This window comes from Veronia pacifica (assembly GCF_001707825.1).
GTDB lineage: Bacteria > Pseudomonadota > Gammaproteobacteria > Enterobacterales > Vibrionaceae > Veronia > Veronia pacifica.
The window spans coordinates 1-25,255 of sequence record NZ_LYBM01000054.1; the positions used below are offsets into that span (position 1 = coordinate 1).

Below are 25,255 nucleotides of genomic sequence, written 5' to 3' on the forward strand. Positions count from 1 at the left end.
TTGGAGAGGCAATTGCGGGGTAAACCTGTTGGGATCAGGACAGCTATCCTGATTGTGCTCGGTACCTATGTTTTTATGCGTTTAGCTATTTCACTGTCAGATAACCCCTCAGACTATCTGCGAGTACTCGGTCAAATAGTCACCGGCGTGGGTTTCTTAGGGGCTGGAGTCATGATGGCGAGAGATGGCTATGTACAAGGGGTGACATCAGCGTCTGTGGTTTGGTTGATGGCCGGTCTGGGATTGGTTATTGCTTTCGATTTTGGCCGTCAGGCATTACTCCTTAGCGGTTTTGTTGTCTTTGTCCTCGTTGGAATAGACAAAGTGGAAGCCACATTTGGGTCTTTGCGCCGGGGAGTCCATAAAAGGTGGAGCAAGCGGACGGTAAAGACACAAGAACCCCGATATCACAAGTAAACAGTACATAAATGAAAATTCCAGACACATGCGTACCAGAATTTACATGACAGTAAATACCACGTCACTTAAAAAAAACGAATAGCCAAGTCTCAGTTAGCCACCGAGAACACTCGGTATATCGGTGGCTTTCATCGAAAGACACATTTCATACAGGCGCACGCCAACACCAAAAATATGCAATTTGTTTAATAATAAATGGTGTAATTTAAAGTCACAGTAGACATTATTGATAGAAAAATTCTGTTGACTGTGTTTTACCATTCGAGTCATATCTCACTTATGAGACAATTTTATTTCTAATTGATAAAATTATCGTTACAAGTGTAACTAGTTTGTTGTCATAGTGAGCTTGTTTGGGGGCCGCAATGTTACTAAATAAAATTGCAAGAAAATCGACTCTTATTGTTATTGCTCTAACGCCATTGATTTTTGGCTGTAGTTCAAGCAATGGAGTGAAAACAGATTCTTCAGATAAAAAAATGAAAAAGATAAATAGCGATCTGGTTGCATCCGTACCAAATGAAGAAGCTATTCTTAATTTTCTGATCCGCACTGGAAAAGTAACAGAAGATATGACTGAGGAGCAAAAGAGACAAGCCATTCGTGAATATGTAAAAGGTTCAAACCCTCAGGAAAAAAATAAAGAAAAACCACCCGTCATAAATAAATAACCACTTAATTATTTCAACTGAAATATAAATTTTTCTTCTCTTAGGATGAGTGGAGGATATTTATTATTCGTTGATTAATATTGCCTGACATTTATTAAAACATAGTTAGGTTTTAAACACATGGAAGAAGGTTAAAGCTTCAATGAAGAAATTTATAAAATGTACGTTAGCAGCAGCTATTGCCGCTTCTGTTTCAGGTGCAGCCCTTGCGGCAACGCCCTTTGATAGAGCAATAGTTAACGAAGAGCAAATTGTTGCACATCTAAAGCGAAGCGGTAAGATAGCACCAAACGCAACGCCACAGCAAATCACCAAGGCATTGGAAGAATATATTCAAGGTACTCAGCCAGAAGATGACGGTGTATTTGCCAAGGAAGAAAAATCTCAGAAAGCCAATATTTTACTGAACAAACAGAATCTCAAAAAATTTGGTACACGAGCATCCTTTTATGCAGAAACAGCAGAAAACACCAGAACTGACAAAGTGCTGGCACTGCTGATTGATTTTCCTGATTTACCTCATGATGATAATAAAATCACCCCTGAAATGACGGGGATGTATTATCCTGAATACCCAGTTACACACTATGATGGCCTTCTCTTCGGTGACGGTTATAAAGGGCCAAATGACGAAACGCTAATGACCATGCGTCAGTTTTATGAGCAGGAATCTGGCGGTACATATAGCGTTGCTGGTAAAGCTGTGGGTTGGTACCGTGCTAAACATCCTGCTGCCTATTATGGGGCCCACACAGAAAATGGAGGCAAAGATAAGGATGCCCGTTCTTTGGTAAGAGAGGCACTTGATGCTTTAGCCGCGGACCCATCTATTGATCTTGCTGATTATGATCTTGAAGATCGTTATGACCTTGACAAAGATGGCAATGTCTTAGAGCCGGACGGTCTGATTGATCACCTGATGATTTTTCACTCCTCTGTTGGCGAAGAAGCGGGTGGTGGTGCATTAGGCAAAGATGCGATTTGGTCACATCGCTGGAACCTTGGAGAACATCCTCATGAGCTCGACGGAACAGAGCATGATATACCCAATGGTAATAGCGGTAAGCGTTGGGGTGGAAAGTATGCTGCATATGATTACACGATACAGCCTATCGATGCCGCTGCAGGCGTATGTTCACACGAATATGCGCATGACTTAGGCCTGCCTGATGAATATGACACACAATACAGCGGCAAAGGTGAGCCTGTATCAATGTGGTCTGTGATGTCATCTGGCTCATGGGCTGGCAAAATCCCCGGTTCTGAGCCCGTCGCTTTTTCTTCTTGGGCAAAGGAGTATTTGTTTGCAAAACTTGGTGGTAACTGGATAAACGTACAACAACTTGCTCTCGACGACGTCAAAGAGAGCAAGAAAGTAGTCCGTATCACTGAAACAGTTGAGAATAATGATGGTATCAACCACGTAAGGATTGACCTGCCACCTCAGAAAATTGAAGAGGTATTGCCTAAAGAGGGTGCATTCCATTATTGGTCTCAAAAAGGTGATAATCTTCATACTCGCATGTCTACAAAAGTGACTCTGCCGACAGCGAGTGATATCAAACTTACTTTCGATGCGTATTTCGAAATTGAAAAAGACTACGATTATGCACGTGTTTTAGTCAACGGAACGGCGTTGAAAGGTAATGTCACAACAGACAGTGACCCTCATTCATTGGGTTTGGTTCCGGGTATTTCCAGTAAATCTGCGGAACACCCAGATAGTGTCGATGGTTGGGTACCAGCAGTTTTTGACCTGACAGCATATTCAGGGCAAGAAGTCGATATTGTCTTCGCTTATGACACTGACGGCGGCTGGGTTGAGCAGGGTTTGTATACAGACAACGTAAAAGTTGTTGCAGACGGTCAAGTAGTGCTGGCTGATGACGCAGAGACTGACAATGGACTATCACTTGCTGGCTTCGTTAAAAATGATGGCTATGGTTATTACGACCACTACTACATGCTGCAGTGGAGAAGTCACAAGGGCGTTGATGGAGGACTTAAGAACCTCAGACGCTACGGTCAAGACTACTCGTTTGAACCTGGTTTAGTAGTTTGGTACGCAGATACTGCATACACAGATAACTGGACGGGAACACACCCTGGCAAAGGATGGCTGGGCGTTGTAGATGCTGATCAGAATGCGATAAAGTGGAGTGCGGATGACTCTGCAGCCGTTACTCGATTCCAGGTACGTGACGCAACATTCAGTCTCAACAACCAAGCTCCTATGTACCTAGACAACAATGGGAACATTCTGGAAGATCAACACCTTGAGAGCTCAAGTGTATTCTTTGATAAGGCCGATTATTCCAGTCCTGATGTGCCTGATGCAGGCAGACTTATCCCAGGTTACGGCCTGAAAGTAGAAGTATTGTCTCAGGAGGCTGATAACAGCTCAGCCATTATAGAAATTAGTGTACAGGAAGCTGTCTCTGCATCTTTCTCGATGGTGAGAGATGAACTACAAGTTACTTTCCTCAACAATTCAACGGTATATGGCACAAACGCCAAGTACCAGTGGGACTTTGGTGATGGTAACAGTTCGACCGTTAAAAATGCAGTTCATGAATATGCAAAAGACGGTAGCTATGAAGTGACCCTGACAGTGACAGATGAACTTGGGCAAGTATCAGTTTCGACTCAAACAGTTACTGTTAAGCTCGAATCAGCAGGCTCTGCTTATCTGCTTATGATGTTGTTAGCGCCCCTAGCATTCGCTAGAAGAAAATCAAAGAAAGCGTAGTGCAATAATTGTGTTATGAAGAAAAAGCCCCGGTCTTACCGGGGCTTTTTTATGAAATGATGCTCAAAGAATTTGATTAAAAAATAAGTTAGATTTCTTTACAGCTTGGACTTGAAAGTGAAGTTTCTTATCCCATATTGGGATTTTATATATATTTTCAACATAGTTATTCTTTCTAATACATAAATAAAATCATGGGTTGAGATTATTCTTCCAGTCCCCACTTCATGTATTAAGAGAAAGAGTGGCGATAATCGCACTCCGGTATCGAAGCAACAATTTTTAAATTTATCGCTTCATTGGAGGATATAAGATGAACGCATTTGATCTAACTCCCCTTTACCGTAATAGCGTTGGTTTTGACCGTTTCGCCTCGTTGCTAAACAGTGCGCGTAGTACTGAATCAAATAGTAGCTATCCACCTTATAACATTGAGATATTGAATAATGATAATTATGCGGTAACGCTTGCTGTTGCTGGCTTTAGTTCGCAAGAAATTGATATTAATGTAGAACGAAGTGTACTTACCGTTAAGGGCCAAAAAGAAAATTCAGATGAAAAAAAGTACCTCTACCAAGGCATAGCAAATCGGTCATTTAAGAGAACGTTTAATCTTGCAGATTATATTGAGGTGAGAAGCGCTGAGCTTAATAAAGGTTTGCTCACTATTTTTCTTGAAAAAGAAATTCCAAAATCACATCAGTCTAAAAATATTGAAATCAAGAGTGAAACTGATAATGAGTTGAGACAAGATGATAAAAATAAACACTAACTGTAAGTTTAATTAACAAATGTTAACTTTGACTCTGCCATTGAGTTAGGGGCAACTTAACCAGTTGCCCTATTTTTATTTTAAAATATTTTAATAATATAATTTTGAATTGATGTTTGTTTAAAACTAAACATCTATATCCACTATCATTTTACTTGGTTATTACACTGGATAAGTGCTACTTTAAAAATTGATAAATACTAAATAAATAGGGAGATTTACGTAGTGAAAAGTATTATGCATGTTCACTTTACGATAGTCTCTATGACTTGGTTACCGATATTAATTGCATAAAGCATATCAAGGATTGAGTAGTGAAAATTGAAACAATGACAGGACTAGACATTTTACAGGCGATGATTGATGGTGCGTTGCCACCTCCCTCCATCGCTGAAACCATACCGATGACACTCACAGAAGTAGAAGAGGGTAAAGTAACATTCAAGGCTACCGCTAGTGATGCTCATCTTAATCCTCTGGGCGGTGTTCACGGTGGCTTTGCCGCCGCTGTCCTCGACTCTGTTACAGGCTGCGCAGTGCATTCTCTTCTTGGTCCTGGCATTGGATATGGCACGATAGATTTGAACATTAAAATGATAAGGCCAGTACCGAAAAATGAAGAGCTGATTGCTGAGGGTAAAACCCTAAATCTTTCTAAAACGCTTGGTATATCAGAAGGCACATTACGCACTAAAGATGGCAAATTACTCGCCACTGCAACAGCGACATGCATGATTTTAAGAGGGTAAAAAACCATACAAAGAAGGTGTGGTTTTATCAAGAACATCTCTTCCATCTTTCTTGTAATACAGTTCAAGTGGGAAGTATATAAAGATGACTTATATACTTCCCCTCCTTCCTATCTGAGAAATCATAATAACGAAAGCACTCAAGGTTCAGATAGTTCTAAACATACAAAATATTATTATCGCTAAGCAACTCGTTTTCTTTGACGGGAAATATTGCTCTTTTACTCACGTTTACCACTTATAAAATATTTACAGGAGGATACCTATGTTTATTTTTTCTTACTGAATGAAGATTTAGGCGTGATAAGTATAGAGACAAAATCAATATTCTCTGCCTGTCCATCATCCTGTACCTTGAGTCTGAACACCAGCATTGTTTGTTGTTGAATATCTGGGGCGGTAAAAGTAGCGAGCATTTTGTCACTTCCTGAGAGTTTAACCCATGGGCCTCTGACTTGACGCCAATGATAGCCGACAATAACGCCGTCAGAGTCAGTGCTTTTGGAGCCATTGAGAATAACTTCAATATTACTCTGTACTGTTTGACGATCTCCTGCGTCGGCGTTGGGTAGTAGGTTAGTACAGTGATTGTGCCATCGAAAGAACTGTGCCCAATAATTATGTAGTGAATTGGGTGGCTGGTGAGTATGACACGGCTCTGGGTTTCTAAATGCTCCTCCCCACCAGAATTGCTTTTTCGAATTCTCGAAAACGTAATGTGCACTGGAAGGAAAGGCGATGAAGACTGCACCAAATGCTAGAAAGTATTTATACAAAATTATCATTATAATATTCTGTTTTTTATATAATAAAAAGAGTTATTTAAACAAATTAACACATGTTCATATCACTAAAATCTAATGCTTTTATGGCGCTCATGTAAGTATTTTTCGGCATATAAGTTCTAATGTCTATATATCCGTACTTTTGAGTTTAAAATGATACGTGTATCGACGATGATACGGAAATAAGAACCACACACTCTTTCATCTATGTTCTTAACTTGATCGTTAAAACTTCACCCTGTCTGTATATTACATCAGCAATTCGTTTATCGTTAAATCAGATTATGATTTATGGGTTTTAAATAAAATTTAATGCAATGTTAACTGTGAGTAATGACACAAGTAAAAAATGAGTCATATTTCTTTTTTTAAAAGAAAAGAGAAATTTGCTACTTGAAAATACTTTTGATGAAGCGTCTAACTATCAAAGCCGAGTATTTATCGCCGTATTGACCTTAGGGTGATAAAGAATGAATTGGATAATCTACTCGTTGGCAAATAATAAAAAAAGAAATAGGAATTCGCTCATGAAAAAGAAGTTTCTCGCTGTATGTATAACAGGCATGCTGTTACATCCATTTAGCTATGCTGTTGCTGATAACCAAAGCTCAGCGTTATCACAAAAGCTATATCGCGCAGCGAACACGCAGTCAGTGGTTGAAAATGAATATATCATCAAATTGAAAGACGGCTACCTTTCCGATCATAATGATATGACGGCTTACGGTATCAGCCTATTCAGCGCAGGCAATGATATTGTTCAGGGCGTGCTGACTGAACTTGATTCCGTTGGCGTAAAAGCAGACAAAGACTTACTGGAAGAGCTGGCTAAACACCCTGATGTTGAGGCAATTTATCCAAATATTGAGTTCAAGCTGATTCAGCCTGTTGAGCAACAAACGCTGAGTGCCAAGAATGAAAAAAATGCGCCCGTATGGGGACTTGATAGGCTGGATCAACGTAGCCGTTTTTTAGATAGACAGTACTCCCCTGAATACACAGGCAGTAACGTCACTGTGTACGTGATGGATACTGGCGTTGACTTTGAGCATCCCGGTTTCAGTGGGCGTGCACGGGCAGGCTTTGACGCCTTTGGTGGCGATTCTTCAGATGATGGTGTTCACGGTACTCATGTCGCTGGGACCGTCGCGTCAGATCAATTCGGTGTGGCAAATAGCGCGTCTATTGTCTCTGTGCGTGTTTTAGAGGATGGAACGGGTTCAGGATATTCTGTGCTTGAGGGGCTGAATTATGTCCTGGAAGATGTCAAAAAAACAGGGAAACGTGCCGTTGTTAACCTGAGTTTGGGTAGCCGTGGTGGTAAGTGGGAATTAGCGCGACAAGCCTATGAAAAATTAGATCGGGCTGGAATTGTTGTTGTTGCCGCTGCCGGAAATGACAATGAAGATGCTTGCAACCACTACCCATCGGCGTACGAATCTGTATTGTCTGTTGGTTCAACAACAAGAACAGATCAACGGTCTGGTTTCTCAAATTATGGCGAATGTGTTGATGTTTTTGCACCAGGTAGCTCAATCACCTCACTCAGGAATGGTGCACGTAATGGACGAACCCTGACCATAGGTGGTACTTCAATGGCGTCACCTCATGTTGCCGGTCTTGCTGCGCAGATTTTGGAAGAGCAACCTGAATTGCCTGCGTTTAGAGTACGAGAGTTAATCATTAATCGCTCGACAAAGAATACCGTCATTGATGAGAAAGACTCTCCAAACAGACTGGCATATTCGGGTACTGATTTGGAATGCCCTGATGCAGGCTGCCATGTTGAAATTGGCAGCGTAAATAATAATGTTGCCGCTGCGTTTAACACCAAAACTGGGCCGATGTACTTCAAGCTTGACTTGCCAGAGTTAGCGCAAGCACAAAGCAGCCAGCCAATGCCATTGGAGGTGTCGATACAAGACGCACTGCCGGGTACACGTATTAAAGTCGGCTATGGTGAGTTGCCATCCGATGAGCACTTTGTCTGTGAATCAGATTCGGGGCAATGTTTAATTGAAGGTGTAAAACCCGGCAATTGGTACATTGAGGTCTCAGCGCCCAAGAATGCCTCGGAAGCAGACAATAAAGCTCTCTTGCTGGTACGTTTTAACCGTATCATTCAGGATACTGAGATTACGGGTATTAATAGTGGTCAAGGAACTGTCATTCGCGATAATGGCGGAATAATTAAGGACACACGTAAAGCGTCACAATATATTTTCGACCTTGAAAAGGGTCAGGGCGTGGAAGTCACGGTGCGTTTTGAAGACGGTTACGATGCTTTGTATAACACATGGACATTAAGTAAAGGTCGCATGTTGGATGCGTATCAACCTTGGTTCGATGAAAAAGATAACCTTTTCCCCAGCGGCCATATCGGTTTCTGGGACAAAAAAGTGAGCTACCGACTGGCGCCAGAGCAATCGGAAGGAGGTCGTTATTACCTCCATTTCTCACCCATTATTTGGTACAACAAAAATTACGATAATGCCACGCTCACAGTGAAATTCCTCGGTGGAAATGAGAAAGTTTCCATGACACCCAACACGTATCAGGTCATCAAGGATATTAAACGCGGTCAAAAAATCACTGTGATGGCAAATACGTATGAGGGCAAAGAAATTATGTTGTCAGCACTGAAAGGTGGACGATATAAAGTGACTGAGGGGAGCAGTTATCGCGTTTGGGGCGGAGGCAATTTTGACTTCGATGTTGCCACAGTGACAGGTAACACGCCGGGAGAGCATATGACATTTACCCTCGAAGCGCTGGACGACATGGATAAACTGGCTATCAGTTACTACACCAAGAAATCTGGTGTTTCTTTCCAACAGCGAGCTATTTATAAAATGCGGGTAGCACAACATAGTGCTCAACATGATGCTTGGATTCAGGCGCTGGAAGAGATCACTCACTAATCTATTATTTCAACTATGTATTCAGCGGGCTTATGCCCGCTTTTTTTATTGGTCAATATGAACCTTATGCTTCCTGTTTTTCATGTTGTATAAAGTCGAACAGAGCGTTGATCTTTTCCGTCTCACTGTCGGATGCGCCTCTCAACAGGGTGTCATGAAGTATCTTGTTGATACGCTCTTTTCTGAGGATGAAAAGGTCATGCAGAGAATAAGCCACTTCAAGCCGTCGTTTGGGAAATTGCTCTATGAGATGACCGATTAACTCTCCCGAGCGTTTTGGAAAGGCCAATACCATATTTTTGGCGATATCATTGGCGTTCAGCGATGAACCCTCAAGTGTCAGTTTAATTAATAAGCCAGGGTCTGAAGGGTTCTGGCCCAAAGCAGCTAACAATACTTTAAGTTCTGGGTTGGCTTTAGCGGTTTCCTGAAAGTCCAGCATGGGGTCAAGATCATTGGTTCCTGTAGGAATAGGCTGAACGTTGACCTGAAATTGCGTTGCAGCTGGTAAGGTCTCGGTACGGAAAAATAGCTTCCGCAGACTAAGAAAAACAAAGACGAAAACATGTATGGCAATAACGTAGTAGTAAAGCCAGACAATACTGAAGTTATCCATTAGTTTACTGGCAACTATCGGCCCAATAATGCCGCCACAACCGAGCAGGATCTGCATACTACTTGTGGCGGGCATGGCGTCCTTAGCGGATATATGGTCGAAAACCTGTGTCACAGCAAGGGGGAACAGTGCGACGCCGGAACCTCCTGATATCCAGAATAAAACCGCTAATACTTCTATTGGCATGGGATAAAAGTAATCAAAAACGATCAGGCTGTTACTCACCATACCCATCAGCATAAGCCCGGAAGCAACGACACGTTTGTCGAGCCTATCCGCCAGCCACCCTGTTGGGAACTGTGTTAACAAACCCCCCATTGATAGGAGCCAAGGATCAGTGAAAGCCAGATACCTGAAATTCCCTTACCGTATGCATACAGCGAAATCAGAGAAACACTTGAGGCATTAATCAATCCGGCACAGAAACAGGAAATCGTCCCTGATGGTGAATATCGCCATAGGGTAGCCAACGACATTGGAGCGCTTTTTTCTGGTAACTCTGGTGCAGGTAGTCGGCTCATCGACATGATGATTAACGATACACAGAGGAAAACACAAATCACGCCAAATACCCTCGGGTCCTGTTCGTTGTATAAGCTGAACAGAAAGGGGGCGGTGCCAAAACCGATTGCAAAACAGATCTGGTAGGTGCCGTAGACCCGACCCCGGTTGCTTCTGTCACTTAATACATTGAGCCAGCTCTCTAGCGTAATAACGCTGGTGACGTAACAGAAACCCGCGATCATTCTGAGGGCTGCGGTAAGTATGATATCGCTGGAATAGCTATGAACAATTGAGATAATTGCCAGTGTAGCGGCCATAGATGCGAAAGCTCGGATATGCCCGACTCTCATGACTGCCCTTGAGCCAAAAAGGCCCGCGCATATCGCACCGACAGCAAACATACTCATTGCCAGACCGATATTCGAGGTCTGATAACCTGTCTCTTTCATTCTGATTGGCAGCATAATGAAAAAGAGATTATGACTGATGGCAAAACCAAAAATAGTGAAGAGTATTGGTCGTATTCTAATGAAAATGTTGCTGTTTATATTTCCCATCTGTATTTGCTTCCTGACACAACAATATAGAACTCACAGCGCCGTTACGCAGGTACACGGCAACAACGAACATCTCTCGGGATGTTTAAGCGACCACAATCTCAGTGTGATTTTTGGTGAGTAAAAACGTGATTAATAATCAACACACAGTAATAACAATACGCTGAATGTCTTTGGTCAATATGTCCAATATTGGTAACTGACTGACAGTTAATGATTTGCCGCTTGGATGTGAATACCCTTGTGGGTTAACTAACCAGCGAAATGTAGTGAGTCGATCCTTACTGTGATGTCTTTTGTGTGCCTATTTTGGACGCAGAGTTCCGGGCGGAAAGAGAAATTTGTTTAAAATAAAACAATGAGATGTGTGACACAGTCAAAAAGTCTCACCAAGAAATGACATTGGAAGCGTTATTGATTTATCGATGTGGTCACTTTGACATGATGCCAGCACTTGGTAAGTGAAGTGCTATCTGATCCTGCTCTTCCGATGAAAGCAGCTGTGAGAAGCTTTTCAATATTTCTTCCCGAGAACCCAGCACTGTTAGTTCGGCGCTATTTTGCGCCGTATCAACAATAAGGTAACCATCATCGATGGTCAGTGCGGAGATATCCTGTATTGCAAAAGCTTGGCTGGATGATGGAAAAACAGAATGTACAGTTATCGTGCCCGTTTCACGGGATATAGATGAAAACACGGCGGTCTGTGTTTTTGGTTTCCATGCAAGTTGCGTGTAGAGATAAAAACAACCGCCAGATATCAACGGCATATAGATGTGGCTGAATGTTAGTCCTGACAGCACGCTCTCAGCCAGGTAAGCGCCAAAATAAAGACAACCTGCGAAGAAACAGTGTTGAGGCAGGGGCATGAACCTTTTCGAGTGTTGTGTGTTGAGTATGTAGTAAAGCGCTGAAGACATGATGGTGAGTAAGCTTAGGCCAACTACAGAACCTTCAAACCCGTGGGTGATGAGCTCATCCAACGTCACTAAAGACAAGAATGCAGATAACGCAGCAAAAAGCGTCTGAAGAATAACGTTCACCAGTTTCTCCTCTTTTATATCACCAAACTTAATCAGGTTACTCTCATGTTGGCTACCAATATGCAACAGGCATGTGATTTAAGTCGCCTATCTCTCGTTATGTGGAACAGCCTTAACATGTAAAGATGGGTTAAATGTCGTCCCAGCCAATGACTTCCAGCTGCGGCCACCGTTTGCTGTATCCGTCACACATCAAATCATAATTCGTCTTCGACATTGCTCGTTTGTTGGGTCTGACTATCATATTGAACATATCCTCAAGACCAAATGGCGCATACACGTTCATGGTTCGTTTGTGATAACGAACACCGACGGCAAATGCCGGTAACCATGAATCAATACCTACTTCGACACATTCGTAAGGCGTAATACGTTGGCCAAATTTACGTTCGTACCATGTGTGTATGTTTGCCTGATTTTTAATATCTATCGGAAGATGGTGACTCACGCGCTGGCTTGCGATAACTGCATAGTTATTTTCTGAACTACTATGTGTTTTAGGCTCAAAGTACACCACGTCCAGATCCTTTACATTTTCCAATAAGGGACGTTCCGACAGATAATTCCAAATACATTGAGTGATTGCGCCTCCGGCCAGATAATAATTAGGCAACTTAATCTCGCTACATACCCTAATTGTTTCAACAAGCTCAGGAGACTGGCGAATAATATCCAGTAATTGATTGTCTTTCCGATAAACTTTCACTCTACTCTCTTTTTTATTTCACAACAAAATACGTCGTCACAGAGTAAGAGGATTAAAGAATATCTTTTAATAAAACCTTTTTTGTCGATTTTTTTTTGCGAGCTATCCACTAGACTCAGAAGCCAGACTATTTTTCGGTAATATTGGGACATATGACGCAGATAAGAAACTCATTAGCAATATCTTATCCTATCGGTGTTTGCCCCAAAAAATTACGTCATTATATTCATTTGCATTGGGAAGTATGGCGAAGAAAGGGAGTTAATTATGCCAGAATTCAAGTCAGACTCACCCGTTATGGTGACTGGGGCCAACGGTTATGTGGCCTCCTGGTTGGTGAAAGGATTATTGGAAGCGGGCAATACCGTCCATGCAACGGTGAGAGACCCTGATAATAGCGACAAAGTTGGTCACCTAACGGCACTTGCGAACCAGACAAAAGGTCAACTGGTACTTTTTAAGGCTGATTTGTTAGATAGTGATGCCTATGATGCCCCTATGTCTGGTTGTGAATTGGTATTTCACACTGCATCTCCTTTTGTTATCCGAGGTGTAAAAAACAACGAAAAAGATCTGCTGGAACCCGCAAGGTTAGGGACGAAGAATGTTCTGGATGCTGTCAACCGAACTGAGTCAGTAAAACGTGTCGTGCTCACTTCAAGTGTTGCAGCAATCTATGGAGACAGCGCGGACCTTGCAGATTCTGGAAAAACCGCGTTTGATGAATCGGATTGGAATCATTCCAGTTCCAGTCACCACCAAGCCTATTCCTACTCGAAAACGATTGCCGAAAAGCTCGCTTGGGAAATAAATGATGCTCAGGATAGATGGACGCTTGTAGCGATAAATCCGGGCTTGGTTCTCGGTCCCTCGTTAGGAAAGACGCGCAGCGAAAGTATGCGTATTTTTCGGGATATGTTTAATGGAAGCTTATTTCCAGCGGCACCTGACCTTACCTTTGGGCTGGTGGATGTGCGGGATGTTGCGAAAGCACACTTACTCGCGGCATTTAAACCGAATGCATCTGGACGCCATGTCACAGTGGCTGGAACGATGAGTTATGTTGAAATCGCGAGAGTATTAAGGGAACGATTTGGCGTAAAAGCGATTCTGACCCCAAGATTCACCGCACCAAAAGCACTTATCTGGCTTATGTCACCACTGGTGGGGATTGATAGAAGTTTTGTCAGTAAAAATGTTGGTTATAAACCAGCGTTTGATAACCGCTATATCAGACAGGATCTCGGTTTAGAGTTCAGTAACTTAAATGACTGTGTTGCTGATCACTTTCAACAAATTATCGAATCTCGTAATAAGTAAAATCTGGAATGTGATAACCCATCGGATAAAAAAGCAGAGCACCTGATATGTACTCTGCTTTTTTGCAAGCTTTGCTTTCAGAACATTGAACCACTAATCCAATAGTGGATAAACACCATTCTCATCATGCGTTTCATTGCCAGTTATCGGTGGATTAAAGACGCATGCCATCACCATATCTTCACCTTCGAAGGCACGTAAATAATGTTCATCGTGTTGGTCAAGCACGTATAACGTACCGGGAGAAATCGGATACGTTTTATCGCCGACCACTTCTACCTCTCCGTGACCAGACATACAGAACACAGACTCCAAATGATTTTGATAATGAATATGTGTTTCAGTATTTTTAAAAATTGTTGTGATGTGGAAAGAGAATCCCATTTTGTCATCTTTCAGCAGCATGCGAACGCTTTCCCACGTTGCGGCGACAACCCTACGTTCGCTGTTTTTACAGTCTGCTAGTGTTCTTACAATCATCCTATTACCTTTATGATGCCTTCCGTGTATACGTTTGAGAGACCTGCTCTGCAGCACTGAGGAAAATATGTAAACCCTGTTGAAGCTCTGATTCTGTAATAGTTAGGGGGCAGAAAAACTTTATGACCTCGTCCTCAGGCCCAGCTGTTTCAATCACCATGTTATTCTGAAAACATGTTTGGGCGATCTTACCCGCAATATCTCCACTGGCACATTCAATACCCTGCATCATTCCCCGGCCCTTTGACCGCACCAGAATATTTGGAAACTGTACCAAAGCACTTTGAATCACCTGACTGATTTGGTCTGTTCGCTGGTGAATATGGTGCTGAAAATCATGATCTCCCCAGTAGGTAGTGATCGCTTTTGTTGCGGTGACAAAGGCATGGTTATTACCTCTAAAAGTACCGTTATGTTCGCCCGGTGACCATTTATCGAGTTCAGGTTTCAGCAACACAATAGCCATTGGCAGACCATAACCACTTATCGATTTTGACAAGGTAACGATATCAGGAGTGATGCCGGACGGTTCGAAACTAAAAAATGTGCCTGTGCGGCCACATCCGGCCTGAATGTCATCGACAATAAGCAATATATCGTGTTTTTGACAGATCGCACTGAGGCGCTTTAACCATGTATTTGAGGCAACATTTAATCCTCCCTCACCCTGTACGACTTCCAGCAGCACGGCGGCAGGCAGGTCTATTCCGCTGGAGTTATCCACGAGCATGGCTTCAAATAGTTTAAGACCATCAATACCTGCATAATCTTCGAAAGGGAGACGGGTTGTGCCAGAAAGAGGGATCCCTGAACCGCCCCTATGGTGTTGATTTCCCGTTGCAGATAAGGCGCCAAGGGTACAGCCATGAAACCCATTGGTGAAAGTGACTATATTGTTTCGCCCCGTGACTTTTCGGGCCAATTTCATAGCAGCTTCGACTGCGTTTGTCCCGGTCGGGCCAGTAAACTGAACTTTATAGTCGAGCTCACGAGGGGAGAGAATGTGCGTATTAAATGCAGTCAGGAACGCTTTTTTAGCCTCAGTGTACATATCGAGGCCGTTTGTCACACCGTCCTGTGAAATATAATTTAATAAGGCATCTTTCAGTTGATCATTATTATGCCCATAGTTAAGCGACCCTGCGCCAGAAAGAAAATCGATATAACGCTCGTTATTTTCTGTATATAGCCAACATCCTTTGGCTCTAGAAAAAACAACCGGAAAACTGTTGCAGTAAGATTTAACATTTGATTCTTTTTTGTCAAAGATATCCATGTTTTTGCTCATTTTTTTAAGAAATATTTTGTAGTGGGATACGATACAAGTGCTCTGTATCATGCCTTCCCATAAAGTGTTCTTTTCTGTCGAGAAAGATTGATACCTCACCTTGATTGCCATTCCACGAATCAAGTTTCTCAAACAACCGCCACGACGCTTTGTTCGACGCTGTGATCGTTGTTTCGACGACCTGAAGGTGTTTAAGGGTATCTCTGCCGAGTAATCGTTTCAGCATGGTGAACGCCAACCCTTTTCCTCTCATCGATTGCGACACTGCCACCTGCCAAACAAATAACTCGTTAGGTTTATCCGGCTTGAGATAAGCCGAAATAAAACCGACTATTTCTCCTTCACTTTCGGCGACTATGCAGGTTTGGTCAAAGTGGTGTGATTGGAGAAAGTTGCAGTAAGAGGAGTTTTCGTCAAGGGGAGGGCAGCTGGCTATTAAATCGTGGATCCGGATGCCATCTTTCCTCGTTGGACAACGAAATGTCCACCTTTCGGGAGAGTCTTGTGTTCGTAATGGTGATGAGGGGCCAGTGATAAGCTCCGTACTCATTGAAATGCCTTTACTTAGATCTCTAAATAAATAATTGGCTGCGAATGCTATACAGATAATTAAAAAAGTGCAATTACGCAGAAAATGCTGGGTTGAAATATGCTATGTCATTGTTTGACTGGGTTGGAAGAGGATATGACCACCTGATATATGATTAGAACACTAATAAATTTAATAAAAGAGATATGTAATAAACCTGAATAAGTCACTTAATTTTAATGCAAATAATGTAACGGTTTATAAGTTAAGTGATTTAACACATAGATGTCAGGCTTGACCGATAGTCGCTTTCTGAATCTTTAAAAGTCAGAGAGAGTCACATCGAATAAGATGAGAGAGTGGTGGTAGCAGAGTCAGGGTGATATCTGGCAGTTAACCCATTACTGATGGTAATTTAAGGCTACTCATTTATTGTCTGAGCCACGCATTTTTTAAGCCATTACCTGTTGTGATGCCAACAATGAGTAGTCATAGACATTCAGCCACTCATGATGACTGGTAGTTAGCTCATTGACAGAAATAAAGTGCCTTGTGTGCGTTTCAAAACGCGGTTCGAAGGGAAGTACTCTGCTGACCTCAGAGTTAAAGAAAGCGATATAGCCAACTTTGGGGTAGCCGGACTGCTTTGTCCATGTTGTGTTAACTGAATGGTCAACCTGAATATAACCCAGTAATTCAATATTTTTGATATACAGACAAGCTTCTTCTATCACCTCGCGGATGAGGCATTCTTCAGGTGTTTCTTGCACCTCACGATGCCCGCCGGGCAACTCGCACCCTCGTGAATTTTCAATCACCAATATATTATCCATGTGCCAGCAGTAGCCATGGCACGAGGTAATAAGACGGGTGTCAACCTCATAATGTTTATCCAGCCAGCTCAGTCTGACCTGATGTTCACCCCATGTGACTGTCTGAGCAGTTATGTTCTTACTCTGCATTCAATATCACTCCGTTATCTGGGTATATGGTAGATGACTTCATCGAGCTGGCATCCCGACATTGATGTGATGACTCTCTCGTCGTTTACTTCACCACCAAGAGCTTCTGCGACCTGACGGCTCGGAATATTCACTTTACTGACAGGATAAATGGCGTAATCAAACCGAATATTGTTTTGTGCCCAGTGAAAAAGTATCTCCATCGCCTCGCGGCCATATCGATTGCCATGGGCGCTTTTTTTGATCCACAAGCCCAGCTCGGGGGACGTAGCACTTTTTTGTCCGTTAAATGTGCAGACGCCGAGAAATTCTCTCGAGCCCTTGTGACAAACTGCGTAAACCAAATCGATACCGTCGCACATAGCCTTTTTAGCGCCATCAATAAAATCCATGACTTGATCCAGATCTTCGACGGGCTTTGGCAGCATATAGCGAGTAATTTCAGCGGTGAATTCTGTGAGAATATCGTTGGCAAAGCGTTCGTGGATGGGCTGAAGAGTAAGGCGGTTGCTACTTACTACCAATTCATTAAGAGGTGGCACAGCGCCATGACCAAAGAATAGAGCGGGCATTAGGTTTGTCCTCACGCAACAATAAATCCAGAGATTAGTCGGTAAAAACACCATCTGCTTTTACTTCTCAACACTTTGCCATGAGTGCTTTATCTGCTTGTAAACAGCGTCAGAAGTTGCGAGTAGTACCGTGAAAATAGGGCGGTTCGGCTTACCCGATATACCCCGGGTAAGCCGATGAGTGGCGGTGAAAATAGCGGGCAAGTCAGCCAGTATTTCAACGCTTCGGGCAGTCGGCGTATTAACGTTTATATTTAATCAGCTTTGGCTCGCCGTCTTTGATTTTAAAGCTGCGATCAATGAACACATTGTTATTTACAAAGCCGACAAAAGGCACATGGTGCCAGTCTGCAATGGCTTCACTTTCGGTGATGGTAAGCGTTACAAATCCGCGGTTTTTCACGTCAACATAACGGATATGAGGGTTCTCAAGCCGGAGAACTTTTGCTGCGTCGCCAACAATTTGCTGAATACCTGGAACGGGAATCGAGGGAGATGTGACCGATGAAGTTACCAGTTCTACCGCCACAGCACCGTTGTGAGTGATCGGATTATACTCGCGCCAGTCATACGGGTTGTGACAAATATCTGCGGCCCATGACGAGTGTACATCGCCAGTCAGAAAGATCACATTATCAATGTCATAGTTAACAATATGGTCGAGTAAGCGGTTCCTTGCGGCAGGATAGCCATCCCACGCATCTGCATTGACAAACTTCCCAAATATCTTTGTTTGCAGGACCTGTACCTGCTGGCCCATCAGTTTCCATTTCACGCCATCCTGTTGAGCGTTTAACAGGTTATGATACAACCACTCTTCTTGTTCAACCCCGAGCAATGAACGGTCTTGATCATCAATGGCGGCGTCTTTGAATGTCAGTTGTTTGTCTCGTCCAATAAACCGCGTGTCCAACATATTCAGCTCGACCAGCTTACCAAACCTGAATTGACGATAGGCTTTTTGACGATCCCCTTGACTGGGTTCACGAATCGGCATCCACTCATAGTAGGCTTTGATTGCGGCAGCGCAGCGCTCTTTCCAGCTTCCCTCTCCATCATTATGGTTTTGAGCGCCATGTTTCCATGTATCGTTGGCAAACTCGTGATCATCCCAAATACAAATCATGGGGTGACTGGCATGGAGTAACTGCAAATCCTGATCGGTTTTGTAGGTTGCATGGCGAAGGCGGTAGTCATTGAGGGAGATCATCTCGCCTTCAGGCAGTACCTTGCGGTTTCTCAGGAAATGGTTGCGATAGATATCTTTGTTGCCGTATTCATAGAGGTAATCACCAAGGTGAAGCACCACATCAATGTCCTGAATCTCCGCCATACGCGCGTAAACATTGAAGTAACCATAGCTGAAATGAGAACACGAGGTAAAAGCAATTTTGACTCTTGAAACGTCAAACTCAGGTAACGTTTTTGTTCGACCAATAGTTGATGTAAAAGACTGATCAGGCGTTTCAACGATAAAGCGGAAGTAGTAGTAGGTTTTTTCCTCAAGACCCATGACATCTTTTTTCACCGTGAAGTCTTTTTCAGCGTTAGTAACGACAATGCCTTCATTCATCACGGTGTCGAAAGTCGGGTCGAGTGCGACCTGCCACCTGACTTCAAGGTTGAATGTGCTGAGGTCTATTTTGTCCAGCAGTTCCTGTGGTAGAGATACCCGTGTCCAGATGATGACACGATCACTGAGCGGATCGCCACTGGCAACCCCGTGGGCAAAAGGTGTGGTGCTGGCATCACACCCAGTGAGTGAGAGAGACATTGGCACAGCCGAGAGCGCGGCGGTATTTTTGATAAAGGAACGGCGAGTAATATTCATCCTTGATAACCTTGTTATTATAAAAACCGTCGCAGAGTAAACAGGCAGAAAATGAAGGAAATATAAACAAGAGATGACAAAAAAGAGCTTTTACTCTTTTTTGTTATTTTGGCTTGAAAGTGTCGAGAAAAAAGAAAGTAAATTAGTGCTTTTCAATACGTTAAAGAGAGTGGGGAATATAGGGCTTACTACTTACTACTCACTACTTACTATGTCTTGGTCACTTAATCGACATCGACATTTTGAAATAGGGAATGTCACCTTTGAAAAAGCGTTCACCATATTTTTTCATTCCCACACGTTGGTAAACGGCTGAGGCAGATTCACGTGCATCACACCAAAAAGTGGAGACGGTGCCTTGCTGTCGCAGAGCATTGATAATAAACGTCAGCATCTGACTGCCAATGCCTTTGTTTTGATGTTCAGGGTCAACAGCAAACTTTCTCAGCCTAGCCTGCTCACCAAGAGCAAAAACAGACGCAACACCAACCATGGTTTCATCTAGGTATGCGCCCAGATGCCACGCGCTTTCATCGCCGTCAACTAGACAGAAACCGACGGGTTTGTCAGGCCAGAGCACTTTATGGCGAAGGGGAAGTGTTTCCTTCCAGTTGATAGGTTTAATTGTTACAGATGGTATTTGGCTCATGAGTAGGTGTTATCTCTTTGCGCATGTTTAAACTGAACGTATTAAAGCCGAGCTTTTGATAAAGCGCTTGTGCTTCTTTGTTAAAGTTAAATACATGTAGTTCTAGTTTTGTAGCCCCTTTGCTCGCAGCAAACTCCTCAGCTTTTAACATGGCAGATTGTGCAAAGCCACATCGACGGTGGTTCTCTGAAATATAGAGTTCATAGATAAAACAAAAACGCTTGTCTGAAGGACAGTGTAACCAAATATGCCCAACATTCTGTCCTGTTTCAGTGACTATGATTTTCAGTAAGTACTGATCTTCAGTACTCACGCCATTTTTTAGCAGGGATGTTAACTGCTGTCTGGATTGAGATAGCGCTTCACCAGCCGTCCATCGACCTGATTTTACGCCCGATTCCGCATAACTTTTTATCGATGATTCAAGAAATACTGGGTATTCAGTAGCACTCATGGGTATAAGGGTTACGGACATATGCCACCTATTTTTAGAAAACGACTAAGCTACTGACTTAAAATGACCACATCCATATTTAGCTTGATGCTTTGCGATTTATCTTTGCTTTTTCCACTCCGTCAGGCAATCAGCAATAGTTCTCACTCTGATTGACGTGTAACACAGTAATATCAATAAATTCATTCAGTTGTCAGAAATGATTTGGCCTGATCATTAACTTTAACGATTCGTGATTCAAAGCGCAGAGAACCTTCAATGTTGCCATGTTTGAAAGAGACTATAAGGTATCAACTGTATGAGCCTAACAAAATCAGTCTCTCACTATCTGGCTCAAAAAGAAATTGGCTAATGAAGTCCCATGTCTTGAAGGCGCTTGGTATTTGGGAGAGGTATATCCAATAGATAGCTGATGAAAGGCGCCCCGTGTTAATCTTGTCCGCGACGCCCTTGTTTTTATGCTGCAGTCGAAAATTCGACATTAATACCGTTAAGGTCAGTGAACCAAAGAGAATGCTCCTTATGGATGGCTGACTCCTCTGACTGCTTGATAAGATCCAACCCTATTCCACGATACATCAAAGCATCGGCCATATTCTGAATGTCTTTCGAGGACGAGGCACCAAAAGGCAGGTGTTTGAGTTTTTTCAAGGTGGGGTGAAACACTTCAGGCTTTTGGTGTTTGTCTGATTGTACAAAGGAGAGGTAGCTTTCACCGAGGCTATAGCTGAATCCATGCTCCCAATTTGCTAGAGGACAGTAACCTACTTCATCAAGAAACCAAGACCAGAAGTGGCGGGATTTATCAATGTCATTAACGTGTACTTCTATGTATTTTATCATTATATTTTCTCGTATCTACTCATGGCGCTTTTTAGTGTAGACACGGATTTTTTGATCAGCTGGTTTGTTAAATCAGGATTTTGATCTTCGCAGTGTTCTCGATTGACGAACAAAAACATATCTATACCGTCAGGCATATCATTAGTGTAAGAGGAGTGTGAACCAATAAGACGCTCCAAGTCATCACCGAGATGAAGCGCATGGAAATGGAGTGGATAACCCTCAGAAAAACCAAACTTAGAAAAAATCACCTTATAAGGTTGAAATACCTCCTTCAACAACCATTCGACCCTTGCCATTACACCTCCCAATTCGGCGAGTGCCTGCTCAGGCAGACCGGCCAAGTCACAAGATGGATATCTCGACGCTATCATCAAATAATCAGGATAGTTAACGTGCATCCTATGATTAACTCGCCAATGTCGCGTTTCAAAAATCACCATAGATGATGGAATCGGATACTTTATGTTTTAATCCATTAAACCGTTCACCACAGTTTATCCTTGATAAAGGTAACTTACATGAGTTATTACAGTTAAATATTTCACTTGAAAGTTGATACTAAGGATAATATTAGACTAATCCCAACTCATTTCTTTATATTTCACTTATCATTCGATGAAAAAGTGGAAAATTATTTTAAAAAACTGATATCTATATAAATAAAATTTTATTATTTTTTTCAGATTACTCTCGCAAAAAAATTGTTTGATATGTCTACATTTGTTTAATTTTTATATTGTTAATGATTAATCTGAAAAAATATTGTTACTCCGTATATCTATCATTTTTTAATGAGGTAGCTTGGTGCTTCCTAACGGGCAGTTAGCTCATTAAATCGCATATTTAGTGGTAGTGATGGATTTACTCTCATTTCCTCAATATTAATCGATAAAGTGAATGTAAACGGAGGGATGACAACGATTACGAATGAAAAAGGTGATGAGCTATTTTCGGTGATGTTAGAACGGAACCTTGACATCATATTAGCAAACGATGAGACGACAATGCATAAAGTCAGTAATATATCGCCAATAGACAGTGAACGTATGGCATATAGAGATGTTTTAGTTGTGACACTTATAATATTGGAAGGACAGGAATGATAGTCAAAATACTTCGCGGTCAGTCAAGTACACTGCCACTTACTGAGCCTATGTTATTATTGGTCGCAATTTTTTGGGGGACGAGTTATGGTTTTACCAAAGAAGCATTGGCCTATTCTAGCGTCCTGATTTTTATTATATTACGGTTCTCTATGACATTTTTAGTCATGCTACCTGTAGTAATAAAAGATTTTAAGCAGGGCTTTAATAAAGACTGGAAAGTCGCCGTACCAACAGGCTTTATTCTATCAGCCATTTTCTTTTGTGAGGTCTTTGGAGTATCGCAGACCTCAGCGTCTAACGCTGCTTTTCTTATCAGTTTATCGGTTATTTTTACTACATTCTTAGAGATAATAATTAATAAAAGAAAGGTATCACCCCTCTTGTGGATGTTGAGTATAGGCAGCGTAATTGGAGTATTTTTACTCACATTCCAACCGAATAAAACATATACCTTAAATACTGGTGATTATTTTATTCTTGGGGCTGCATTTTTAAGAGCAATTATGGTCACGACTACTAAGCGTCTAGTGGAAGGTAAATCAATCACAACGAGTACGCTGACCTCATTACAATCCTTGACAGTAGCTACAGTCACATTTTTGATAGCCAGTATATATTTACCATCAGAGCAATTGGTGTTACCGCAACAGCCAATTTTTTGGAGCATACTAATCTACTTAGTATTGTGTTGTACATTGTTTGCATTTTTCGCTCAAAACTATGCTGTTCGTCGTACCTCACCGACACGAGTATCACTATTAATGGGAAGTGAACCACTGTTTGGAGCACTATTCGCGATGTTTTGGCTTCAAGAGTCTTTAAGTGTGGTTCAGTTGTTAGGCGGCCTGATTATTATGTTTTGTGTGATGATGACGTCTATAAAGGTCAAATCATAACATCGGCAGATGATTTAACATTATCAACCAGCACTCAACTAGCTAGCTATAAGCCCAGACATAGGCCTGGGCTCAGATCTGATGTATTTTATATAGCCTTGGCAATAGGCAAATGTAATATCTGTGCTCTGATAATTCACTAAAACACCTCACTCAAACATGTTCAATGCAAACCTGAGGGGGAATAAAGTGCCTACCCCTTCATCAACTCCATCATATTGCTAAAAGGCCTAAAGTGTCTGAGGCGTTCAGACGGTCGCAGATTTCACCTATGCATTACATCGGACAAATCGTAGGTGTTATATTGGATATTCTTAGATTGATTAAACTTATGCATTTTAACGGAAGTTGCAACCGACTCTTAAGGATTGAGAATGATAGATCATTTTGAAATTAAGGTAACTGCATTCGAGGAATGTCGGGAGTTTTACAAAATTACACTTGAGCCTTTGGGTATTGAGCTCAAGTGGTCAGACGAGGCTGCTGCTGGTTTTGGATTTTCAAGCGAAGCAAATGTGAGGTTTCTAATAGAGCAAGGTGTAAGCAAATCAACATGTCATATTGCTTTTTCTGCATCAAACAAACTCCAAGTAGCAGCGTTTCATGAAGCGGGCTTATCTGGCGGCGGTTTATGCAACGGTAAACCGGGTTTGCGAGAACACTATGCGCCAAACTACTACGCAGCATTTTTAATTGATCCCGACGGGAACAATGTTGAGTCAGTTGTGTACCTTTAGCGCTGCCATAACAAAAGCATATGATTTAAAAGTTAAACAAAACAATCCTTAGTTATAAGCAAGTTTTTATCATTTTCTTGATGTATTTGATGTATTTGATGTATTTGATGTATTTGATGTATTTGATGTTTCTATTGCTGATTTAAAGAGGTATCGATTGGACACGTGCTTGCGGCCAAATGCCCTGAGCGGGCAATGGAAACAGTGAACAGTGAATATCTAAAAAATCAGCAGAGGGCCTTTGTCATTGTGATGTTCAATTATCATTTGGCAGGTATTTAGCCATGATAACCACATCGACGAATTTACCGTCAGTGTAAACGGCTTTTTTTTTCACGCCCTCAGCAGTAAAACCAAACTGCTCGTAGAGACGCCTTGCGCCAGTATTGTCGGCACTGACTTCAAGTTCAATCCTTTCTACTGCATACCATTGTTTTACTTGTTGAAAAAGGTATTTGAGTAGTTGATGTCCTATACCTTGACCACGACACTCTTTGGCGACAGTAATACCAAATGTGACCATACTTTGGTACTGGGGATTGTGCGGCATTGTGATCATGAGGTGAGCCTTTGGCGTTCCGCTGTCATTACAATAAACAAAATTACACTGAGAGTGATTAAAATATGACTGGAAACGTTCCAGTGAAAAAAAGGGCGTCAAACTCCAGCTATTAATGATGGAGTCAATATCCTGATAGAGAAGGAAGACGTCATAGATGTCTGCTTGTTCCATTGCTCGAATTGGCATTATGTCGTTCTCTCCCTCTGGTATACCTGTGTGTAATCCGTTTAATCTGCCAATATCCTGAAGTGGCAGAGGCGCGCATATTTATACATAATTATAATCAGTTTTTCGTTGGTAAGGGGTAAGATGGTGAAAAAGATAGATATTTTCTAACTGGTGTGCGAAATATTAATAGCTGTGACAGTGTCTTATGTCCGTTCTTAATTTAGCGTTTTAAAGATTGTAATTTTAATCTTTACTAAATTAGAAGTTTTTATCTTATATTACTTTTTGAGGAGGTGAGGGTGGTCTATTTTTTAATCAAAAAGATAATCTGATATAATATGCAGGTTTTTTCTATTTTATTA

26 protein-coding genes are annotated in these 25,255 nt (G+C 42.0%); 10 read left to right on the forward strand and 16 right to left on the reverse strand.

Annotation, left to right across the window (positions count from 1 at the left end; genetic code table 11):
* From A8L45_RS20315 to A8L45_RS20335, 5 genes are all read left to right on the forward strand, one after another.
* Positions 1 to 417: MgtC/SapB family protein (locus tag A8L45_RS20315; RefSeq protein WP_068905191.1), on the forward strand; the 417-nt coding region annotated here is incomplete at its 5' end.
* A gap of 368 nt (positions 418 to 785) precedes the next feature.
* The gene (locus A8L45_RS20320) at positions 786 to 1,091 is read left to right on the forward strand and encodes a hypothetical protein (RefSeq protein ID WP_068905192.1); all 306 of its coding nucleotides are present in this window, start codon (positions 786 to 788) and stop codon (positions 1,089 to 1,091) included.
* Between the two features lie 142 nt (positions 1,092 to 1,233).
* The gene (locus tag A8L45_RS20325) at positions 1,234 to 3,840 is read left to right on the forward strand and encodes an immune inhibitor A domain-containing protein (RefSeq protein ID WP_068905193.1); all 2,607 of its coding nucleotides are present in this window, start codon (positions 1,234 to 1,236) and stop codon (positions 3,838 to 3,840) included.
* 313 nt (positions 3,841 to 4,153) lie between these two features.
* A complete protein-coding gene (locus tag A8L45_RS20330; protein ID WP_068905194.1) occupies positions 4,154 to 4,612 on the forward strand; it encodes an Hsp20 family protein in 459 nt (152 codons plus the stop codon).
* 314 nt (positions 4,613 to 4,926) lie between these two features.
* A complete protein-coding gene (locus A8L45_RS20335; RefSeq protein WP_217492193.1) occupies positions 4,927 to 5,361 on the forward strand; it encodes a PaaI family thioesterase in 435 nt (144 codons plus the stop codon).
* Between the two features lie 269 nt (positions 5,362 to 5,630).
* Here the strand turns inward: A8L45_RS20335 and A8L45_RS20340 are convergent, their stop codons facing one another.
* Entirely contained in the window at positions 5,631 to 6,146 is a 516-nt protein-coding gene (locus A8L45_RS20340) for a PKD domain-containing protein (protein ID WP_068905195.1), read from the reverse strand.
* A gap of 527 nt (positions 6,147 to 6,673) precedes the next feature.
* Here A8L45_RS20340 and A8L45_RS20345 point away from each other — a divergent pair.
* A complete protein-coding gene (locus A8L45_RS20345) occupies positions 6,674 to 9,067 on the forward strand; it encodes a S8 family peptidase (RefSeq protein WP_068905196.1) in 2,394 nt (797 codons plus the stop codon).
* Positions 9,068 to 9,131: 64 nt separating this feature from the next.
* On the opposite strand, the gene A8L45_RS25400 is transcribed toward A8L45_RS20345, so the two are convergent.
* The 4 genes from A8L45_RS25400 to A8L45_RS20360 all read right to left on the reverse strand — a co-directional run bounded on the left by A8L45_RS25400 (position 9,132) and on the right by A8L45_RS20360 (position 12,493).
* Positions 9,132 to 10,001 (reverse strand): MFS transporter, encoded by an 870-nt coding sequence (locus A8L45_RS25400; RefSeq protein WP_245680782.1) that lies wholly within the window; start codon positions 9,999 to 10,001, stop codon positions 9,132 to 9,134.
* Positions 9,986 to 10,744 carry an MFS transporter gene (locus A8L45_RS25405; protein ID WP_245680783.1) on the reverse strand — a complete coding sequence of 253 codons (759 nt, stop codon included), beginning with the start codon at positions 10,742 to 10,744 and terminating at the stop codon, positions 9,986 to 9,988. Before A8L45_RS25405 ends, A8L45_RS25400 begins: the two co-directional genes overlap by 16 nt.
* Positions 10,745 to 11,175: 431 nt before the next feature.
* On the reverse strand, positions 11,176 to 11,787 hold the full coding sequence (locus A8L45_RS20355; protein WP_139122433.1) for a hypothetical protein: 612 nt from the start codon (positions 11,785 to 11,787) through the stop codon (positions 11,176 to 11,178).
* 130 nt (positions 11,788 to 11,917) lie between these two features.
* Complete coding sequence (locus A8L45_RS20360; protein WP_068905198.1) at positions 11,918 to 12,493, reverse strand: nucleotidyltransferase family protein; 576 nt, start codon at positions 12,491 to 12,493, stop codon at positions 11,918 to 11,920.
* A gap of 267 nt (positions 12,494 to 12,760) precedes the next feature.
* On the opposite strand from A8L45_RS20360, the gene A8L45_RS20365 reads away from it, so the two are divergent.
* Complete coding sequence (locus A8L45_RS20365) at positions 12,761 to 13,813, forward strand: NAD-dependent epimerase/dehydratase family protein (RefSeq protein ID WP_068905199.1); 1,053 nt, start codon at positions 12,761 to 12,763, stop codon at positions 13,811 to 13,813.
* 93 nt (positions 13,814 to 13,906) lie between these two features.
* On the opposite strand, the gene A8L45_RS20370 is transcribed toward A8L45_RS20365, so the two are convergent.
* From A8L45_RS20370 to A8L45_RS20415, 10 genes are all read right to left on the reverse strand, one after another.
* Positions 13,907 to 14,293, reverse strand: coding sequence for an ectoine synthase (locus tag A8L45_RS20370; RefSeq protein WP_068905200.1), 387 nt, complete (start codon positions 14,291 to 14,293; stop codon positions 13,907 to 13,909).
* Positions 14,294 to 14,303: 10 nt separating this feature from the next.
* Entirely contained in the window at positions 14,304 to 15,569 is a 1,266-nt protein-coding gene (gene ectB / locus A8L45_RS20375) for a diaminobutyrate--2-oxoglutarate transaminase (RefSeq protein ID WP_068905201.1), read from the reverse strand.
* 16 nt (positions 15,570 to 15,585) lie between these two features.
* The gene (gene ectA, locus A8L45_RS20380) at positions 15,586 to 16,131 is read right to left on the reverse strand and encodes a diaminobutyrate acetyltransferase (protein ID WP_068905202.1); all 546 of its coding nucleotides are present in this window, start codon (positions 16,129 to 16,131) and stop codon (positions 15,586 to 15,588) included.
* Positions 16,132 to 16,562: 431 nt separating this feature from the next.
* Entirely contained in the window at positions 16,563 to 17,072 is a 510-nt protein-coding gene (locus A8L45_RS20385; protein WP_083228446.1) for an NUDIX hydrolase, read from the reverse strand.
* 14 nt (positions 17,073 to 17,086) lie between these two features.
* Complete coding sequence (locus A8L45_RS20390) at positions 17,087 to 17,644, reverse strand: GNAT family N-acetyltransferase (protein WP_068905203.1); 558 nt, start codon at positions 17,642 to 17,644, stop codon at positions 17,087 to 17,089.
* A 241-nt stretch (positions 17,645 to 17,885) separates the two neighbouring features.
* Positions 17,886 to 19,475: an alkaline phosphatase D family protein gene (locus tag A8L45_RS20395; RefSeq protein ID WP_068905204.1), complete on the reverse strand. Its 1,590-nt coding sequence runs from the start codon at positions 19,473 to 19,475 to the stop codon at positions 17,886 to 17,888.
* 220 nt (positions 19,476 to 19,695) lie between these two features.
* Complete coding sequence (locus A8L45_RS20400; RefSeq protein WP_068905205.1) at positions 19,696 to 20,124, reverse strand: GNAT family N-acetyltransferase; 429 nt, start codon at positions 20,122 to 20,124, stop codon at positions 19,696 to 19,698.
* Positions 20,096 to 20,599, reverse strand: coding sequence for a GNAT family N-acetyltransferase (locus A8L45_RS20405; RefSeq protein WP_068905206.1), 504 nt, complete (start codon positions 20,597 to 20,599; stop codon positions 20,096 to 20,098). Before A8L45_RS20405 ends, A8L45_RS20400 begins: the two co-directional genes overlap by 29 nt.
* A 435-nt stretch (positions 20,600 to 21,034) precedes the next feature.
* The gene (locus A8L45_RS20410; protein WP_068905207.1) at positions 21,035 to 21,421 is read right to left on the reverse strand and encodes a VOC family protein; all 387 of its coding nucleotides are present in this window, start codon (positions 21,419 to 21,421) and stop codon (positions 21,035 to 21,037) included.
* Positions 21,421 to 21,795, reverse strand: a complete 375-nt coding sequence (locus tag A8L45_RS20415; RefSeq protein ID WP_139122434.1) for a hypothetical protein — start codon at positions 21,793 to 21,795, stop codon at positions 21,421 to 21,423. Before A8L45_RS20415 ends, A8L45_RS20410 begins: the two co-directional genes overlap by 1 nt.
* A gap of 468 nt (positions 21,796 to 22,263) precedes the next feature.
* Here A8L45_RS20415 and A8L45_RS25750 point away from each other — a divergent pair, with 468 nt between their 5' ends.
* From A8L45_RS25750 to A8L45_RS20430, 3 genes are all read left to right on the forward strand, one after another.
* Entirely contained in the window at positions 22,264 to 22,527 is a 264-nt protein-coding gene (locus A8L45_RS25750; protein WP_083228448.1) for a 2OG-Fe dioxygenase family protein, read from the forward strand.
* Entirely contained in the window at positions 22,524 to 23,426 is a 903-nt protein-coding gene (locus A8L45_RS20425) for a DMT family transporter (RefSeq protein ID WP_068905210.1), read from the forward strand. The genes A8L45_RS25750 and A8L45_RS20425 overlap by 4 nt, the downstream gene beginning before the upstream one ends.
* 374 nt (positions 23,427 to 23,800) lie before the next feature.
* A complete protein-coding gene (locus tag A8L45_RS20430; protein WP_068905211.1) occupies positions 23,801 to 24,163 on the forward strand; it encodes a VOC family protein in 363 nt (120 codons plus the stop codon).
* A 256-nt stretch (positions 24,164 to 24,419) separates the two neighbouring features.
* On the opposite strand, the gene A8L45_RS20435 is transcribed toward A8L45_RS20430, so the two are convergent.
* The gene (locus tag A8L45_RS20435; protein ID WP_068905212.1) at positions 24,420 to 24,911 is read right to left on the reverse strand and encodes a GNAT family N-acetyltransferase; all 492 of its coding nucleotides are present in this window, start codon (positions 24,909 to 24,911) and stop codon (positions 24,420 to 24,422) included.
* Positions 24,912 to 25,255 lie beyond the last annotated feature (344 nt).

Excerpts from the sequence above, each read along its gene's own strand:
- A8L45_RS20320 (WP_068905192.1), top strand. The coding sequence starts at position 786 with ATGTTACTAAATAAAATTGCAAGAAAATCGACTCTTATTGTTATTGCT.
- A8L45_RS20325 (WP_068905193.1), top strand. The coding sequence starts at position 1,234 with ATGAAGAAATTTATAAAATGTACGTTAGCAGCAGCTATTGCCGCTTCT.
- A8L45_RS20330 (WP_068905194.1), top strand. The coding sequence starts at position 4,154 with ATGAACGCATTTGATCTAACTCCCCTTTACCGTAATAGCGTTGGTTTT.
- A8L45_RS20340 (WP_068905195.1), bottom strand. The coding sequence starts at position 6,146 with ATGATAATTTTGTATAAATACTTTCTAGCATTTGGTGCAGTCTTCATC.
- A8L45_RS20345 (WP_068905196.1), top strand. The coding sequence starts at position 6,674 with ATGAAAAAGAAGTTTCTCGCTGTATGTATAACAGGCATGCTGTTACAT.
- A8L45_RS25400 (WP_245680782.1), bottom strand. The coding sequence starts at position 10,001 with ATGGGGGGTTTGTTAACACAGTTCCCAACAGGGTGGCTGGCGGATAGG.
- A8L45_RS25405 (WP_245680783.1), bottom strand. The coding sequence starts at position 10,744 with ATGGGAAATATAAACAGCAACATTTTCATTAGAATACGACCAATACTC.
- A8L45_RS20365 (WP_068905199.1), top strand. The coding sequence starts at position 12,761 with ATGCCAGAATTCAAGTCAGACTCACCCGTTATGGTGACTGGGGCCAAC.
- A8L45_RS20370 (WP_068905200.1), bottom strand. The coding sequence starts at position 14,293 with ATGATTGTAAGAACACTAGCAGACTGTAAAAACAGCGAACGTAGGGTT.
- ectB (WP_068905201.1), bottom strand. The coding sequence starts at position 15,569 with ATGGATATCTTTGACAAAAAAGAATCAAATGTTAAATCTTACTGCAAC.
- ectA (WP_068905202.1), bottom strand. The coding sequence starts at position 16,131 with ATGAGTACGGAGCTTATCACTGGCCCCTCATCACCATTACGAACACAA.
- A8L45_RS20385 (WP_083228446.1), bottom strand. The coding sequence starts at position 17,072 with ATGCAGAGTAAGAACATAACTGCTCAGACAGTCACATGGGGTGAACAT.
- A8L45_RS20390 (WP_068905203.1), bottom strand. The coding sequence starts at position 17,644 with ATGCCCGCTCTATTCTTTGGTCATGGCGCTGTGCCACCTCTTAATGAA.
- A8L45_RS20395 (WP_068905204.1), bottom strand. The coding sequence starts at position 19,475 with ATGAATATTACTCGCCGTTCCTTTATCAAAAATACCGCCGCGCTCTCG.
- A8L45_RS20400 (WP_068905205.1), bottom strand. The coding sequence starts at position 20,124 with ATGAGCCAAATACCATCTGTAACAATTAAACCTATCAACTGGAAGGAA.
- A8L45_RS20405 (WP_068905206.1), bottom strand. The coding sequence starts at position 20,599 with ATGTCCGTAACCCTTATACCCATGAGTGCTACTGAATACCCAGTATTT.
- A8L45_RS20410 (WP_068905207.1), bottom strand. The coding sequence starts at position 21,421 with ATGATAAAATACATAGAAGTACACGTTAATGACATTGATAAATCCCGC.
- A8L45_RS20415 (WP_139122434.1), bottom strand. The coding sequence starts at position 21,795 with ATGATAGCGTCGAGATATCCATCTTGTGACTTGGCCGGTCTGCCTGAG.
- A8L45_RS20425 (WP_068905210.1), top strand. The coding sequence starts at position 22,524 with ATGATAGTCAAAATACTTCGCGGTCAGTCAAGTACACTGCCACTTACT.
- A8L45_RS20430 (WP_068905211.1), top strand. The coding sequence starts at position 23,801 with ATGATAGATCATTTTGAAATTAAGGTAACTGCATTCGAGGAATGTCGG.
- A8L45_RS20435 (WP_068905212.1), bottom strand. The coding sequence starts at position 24,911 with ATGCCAATTCGAGCAATGGAACAAGCAGACATCTATGACGTCTTCCTT.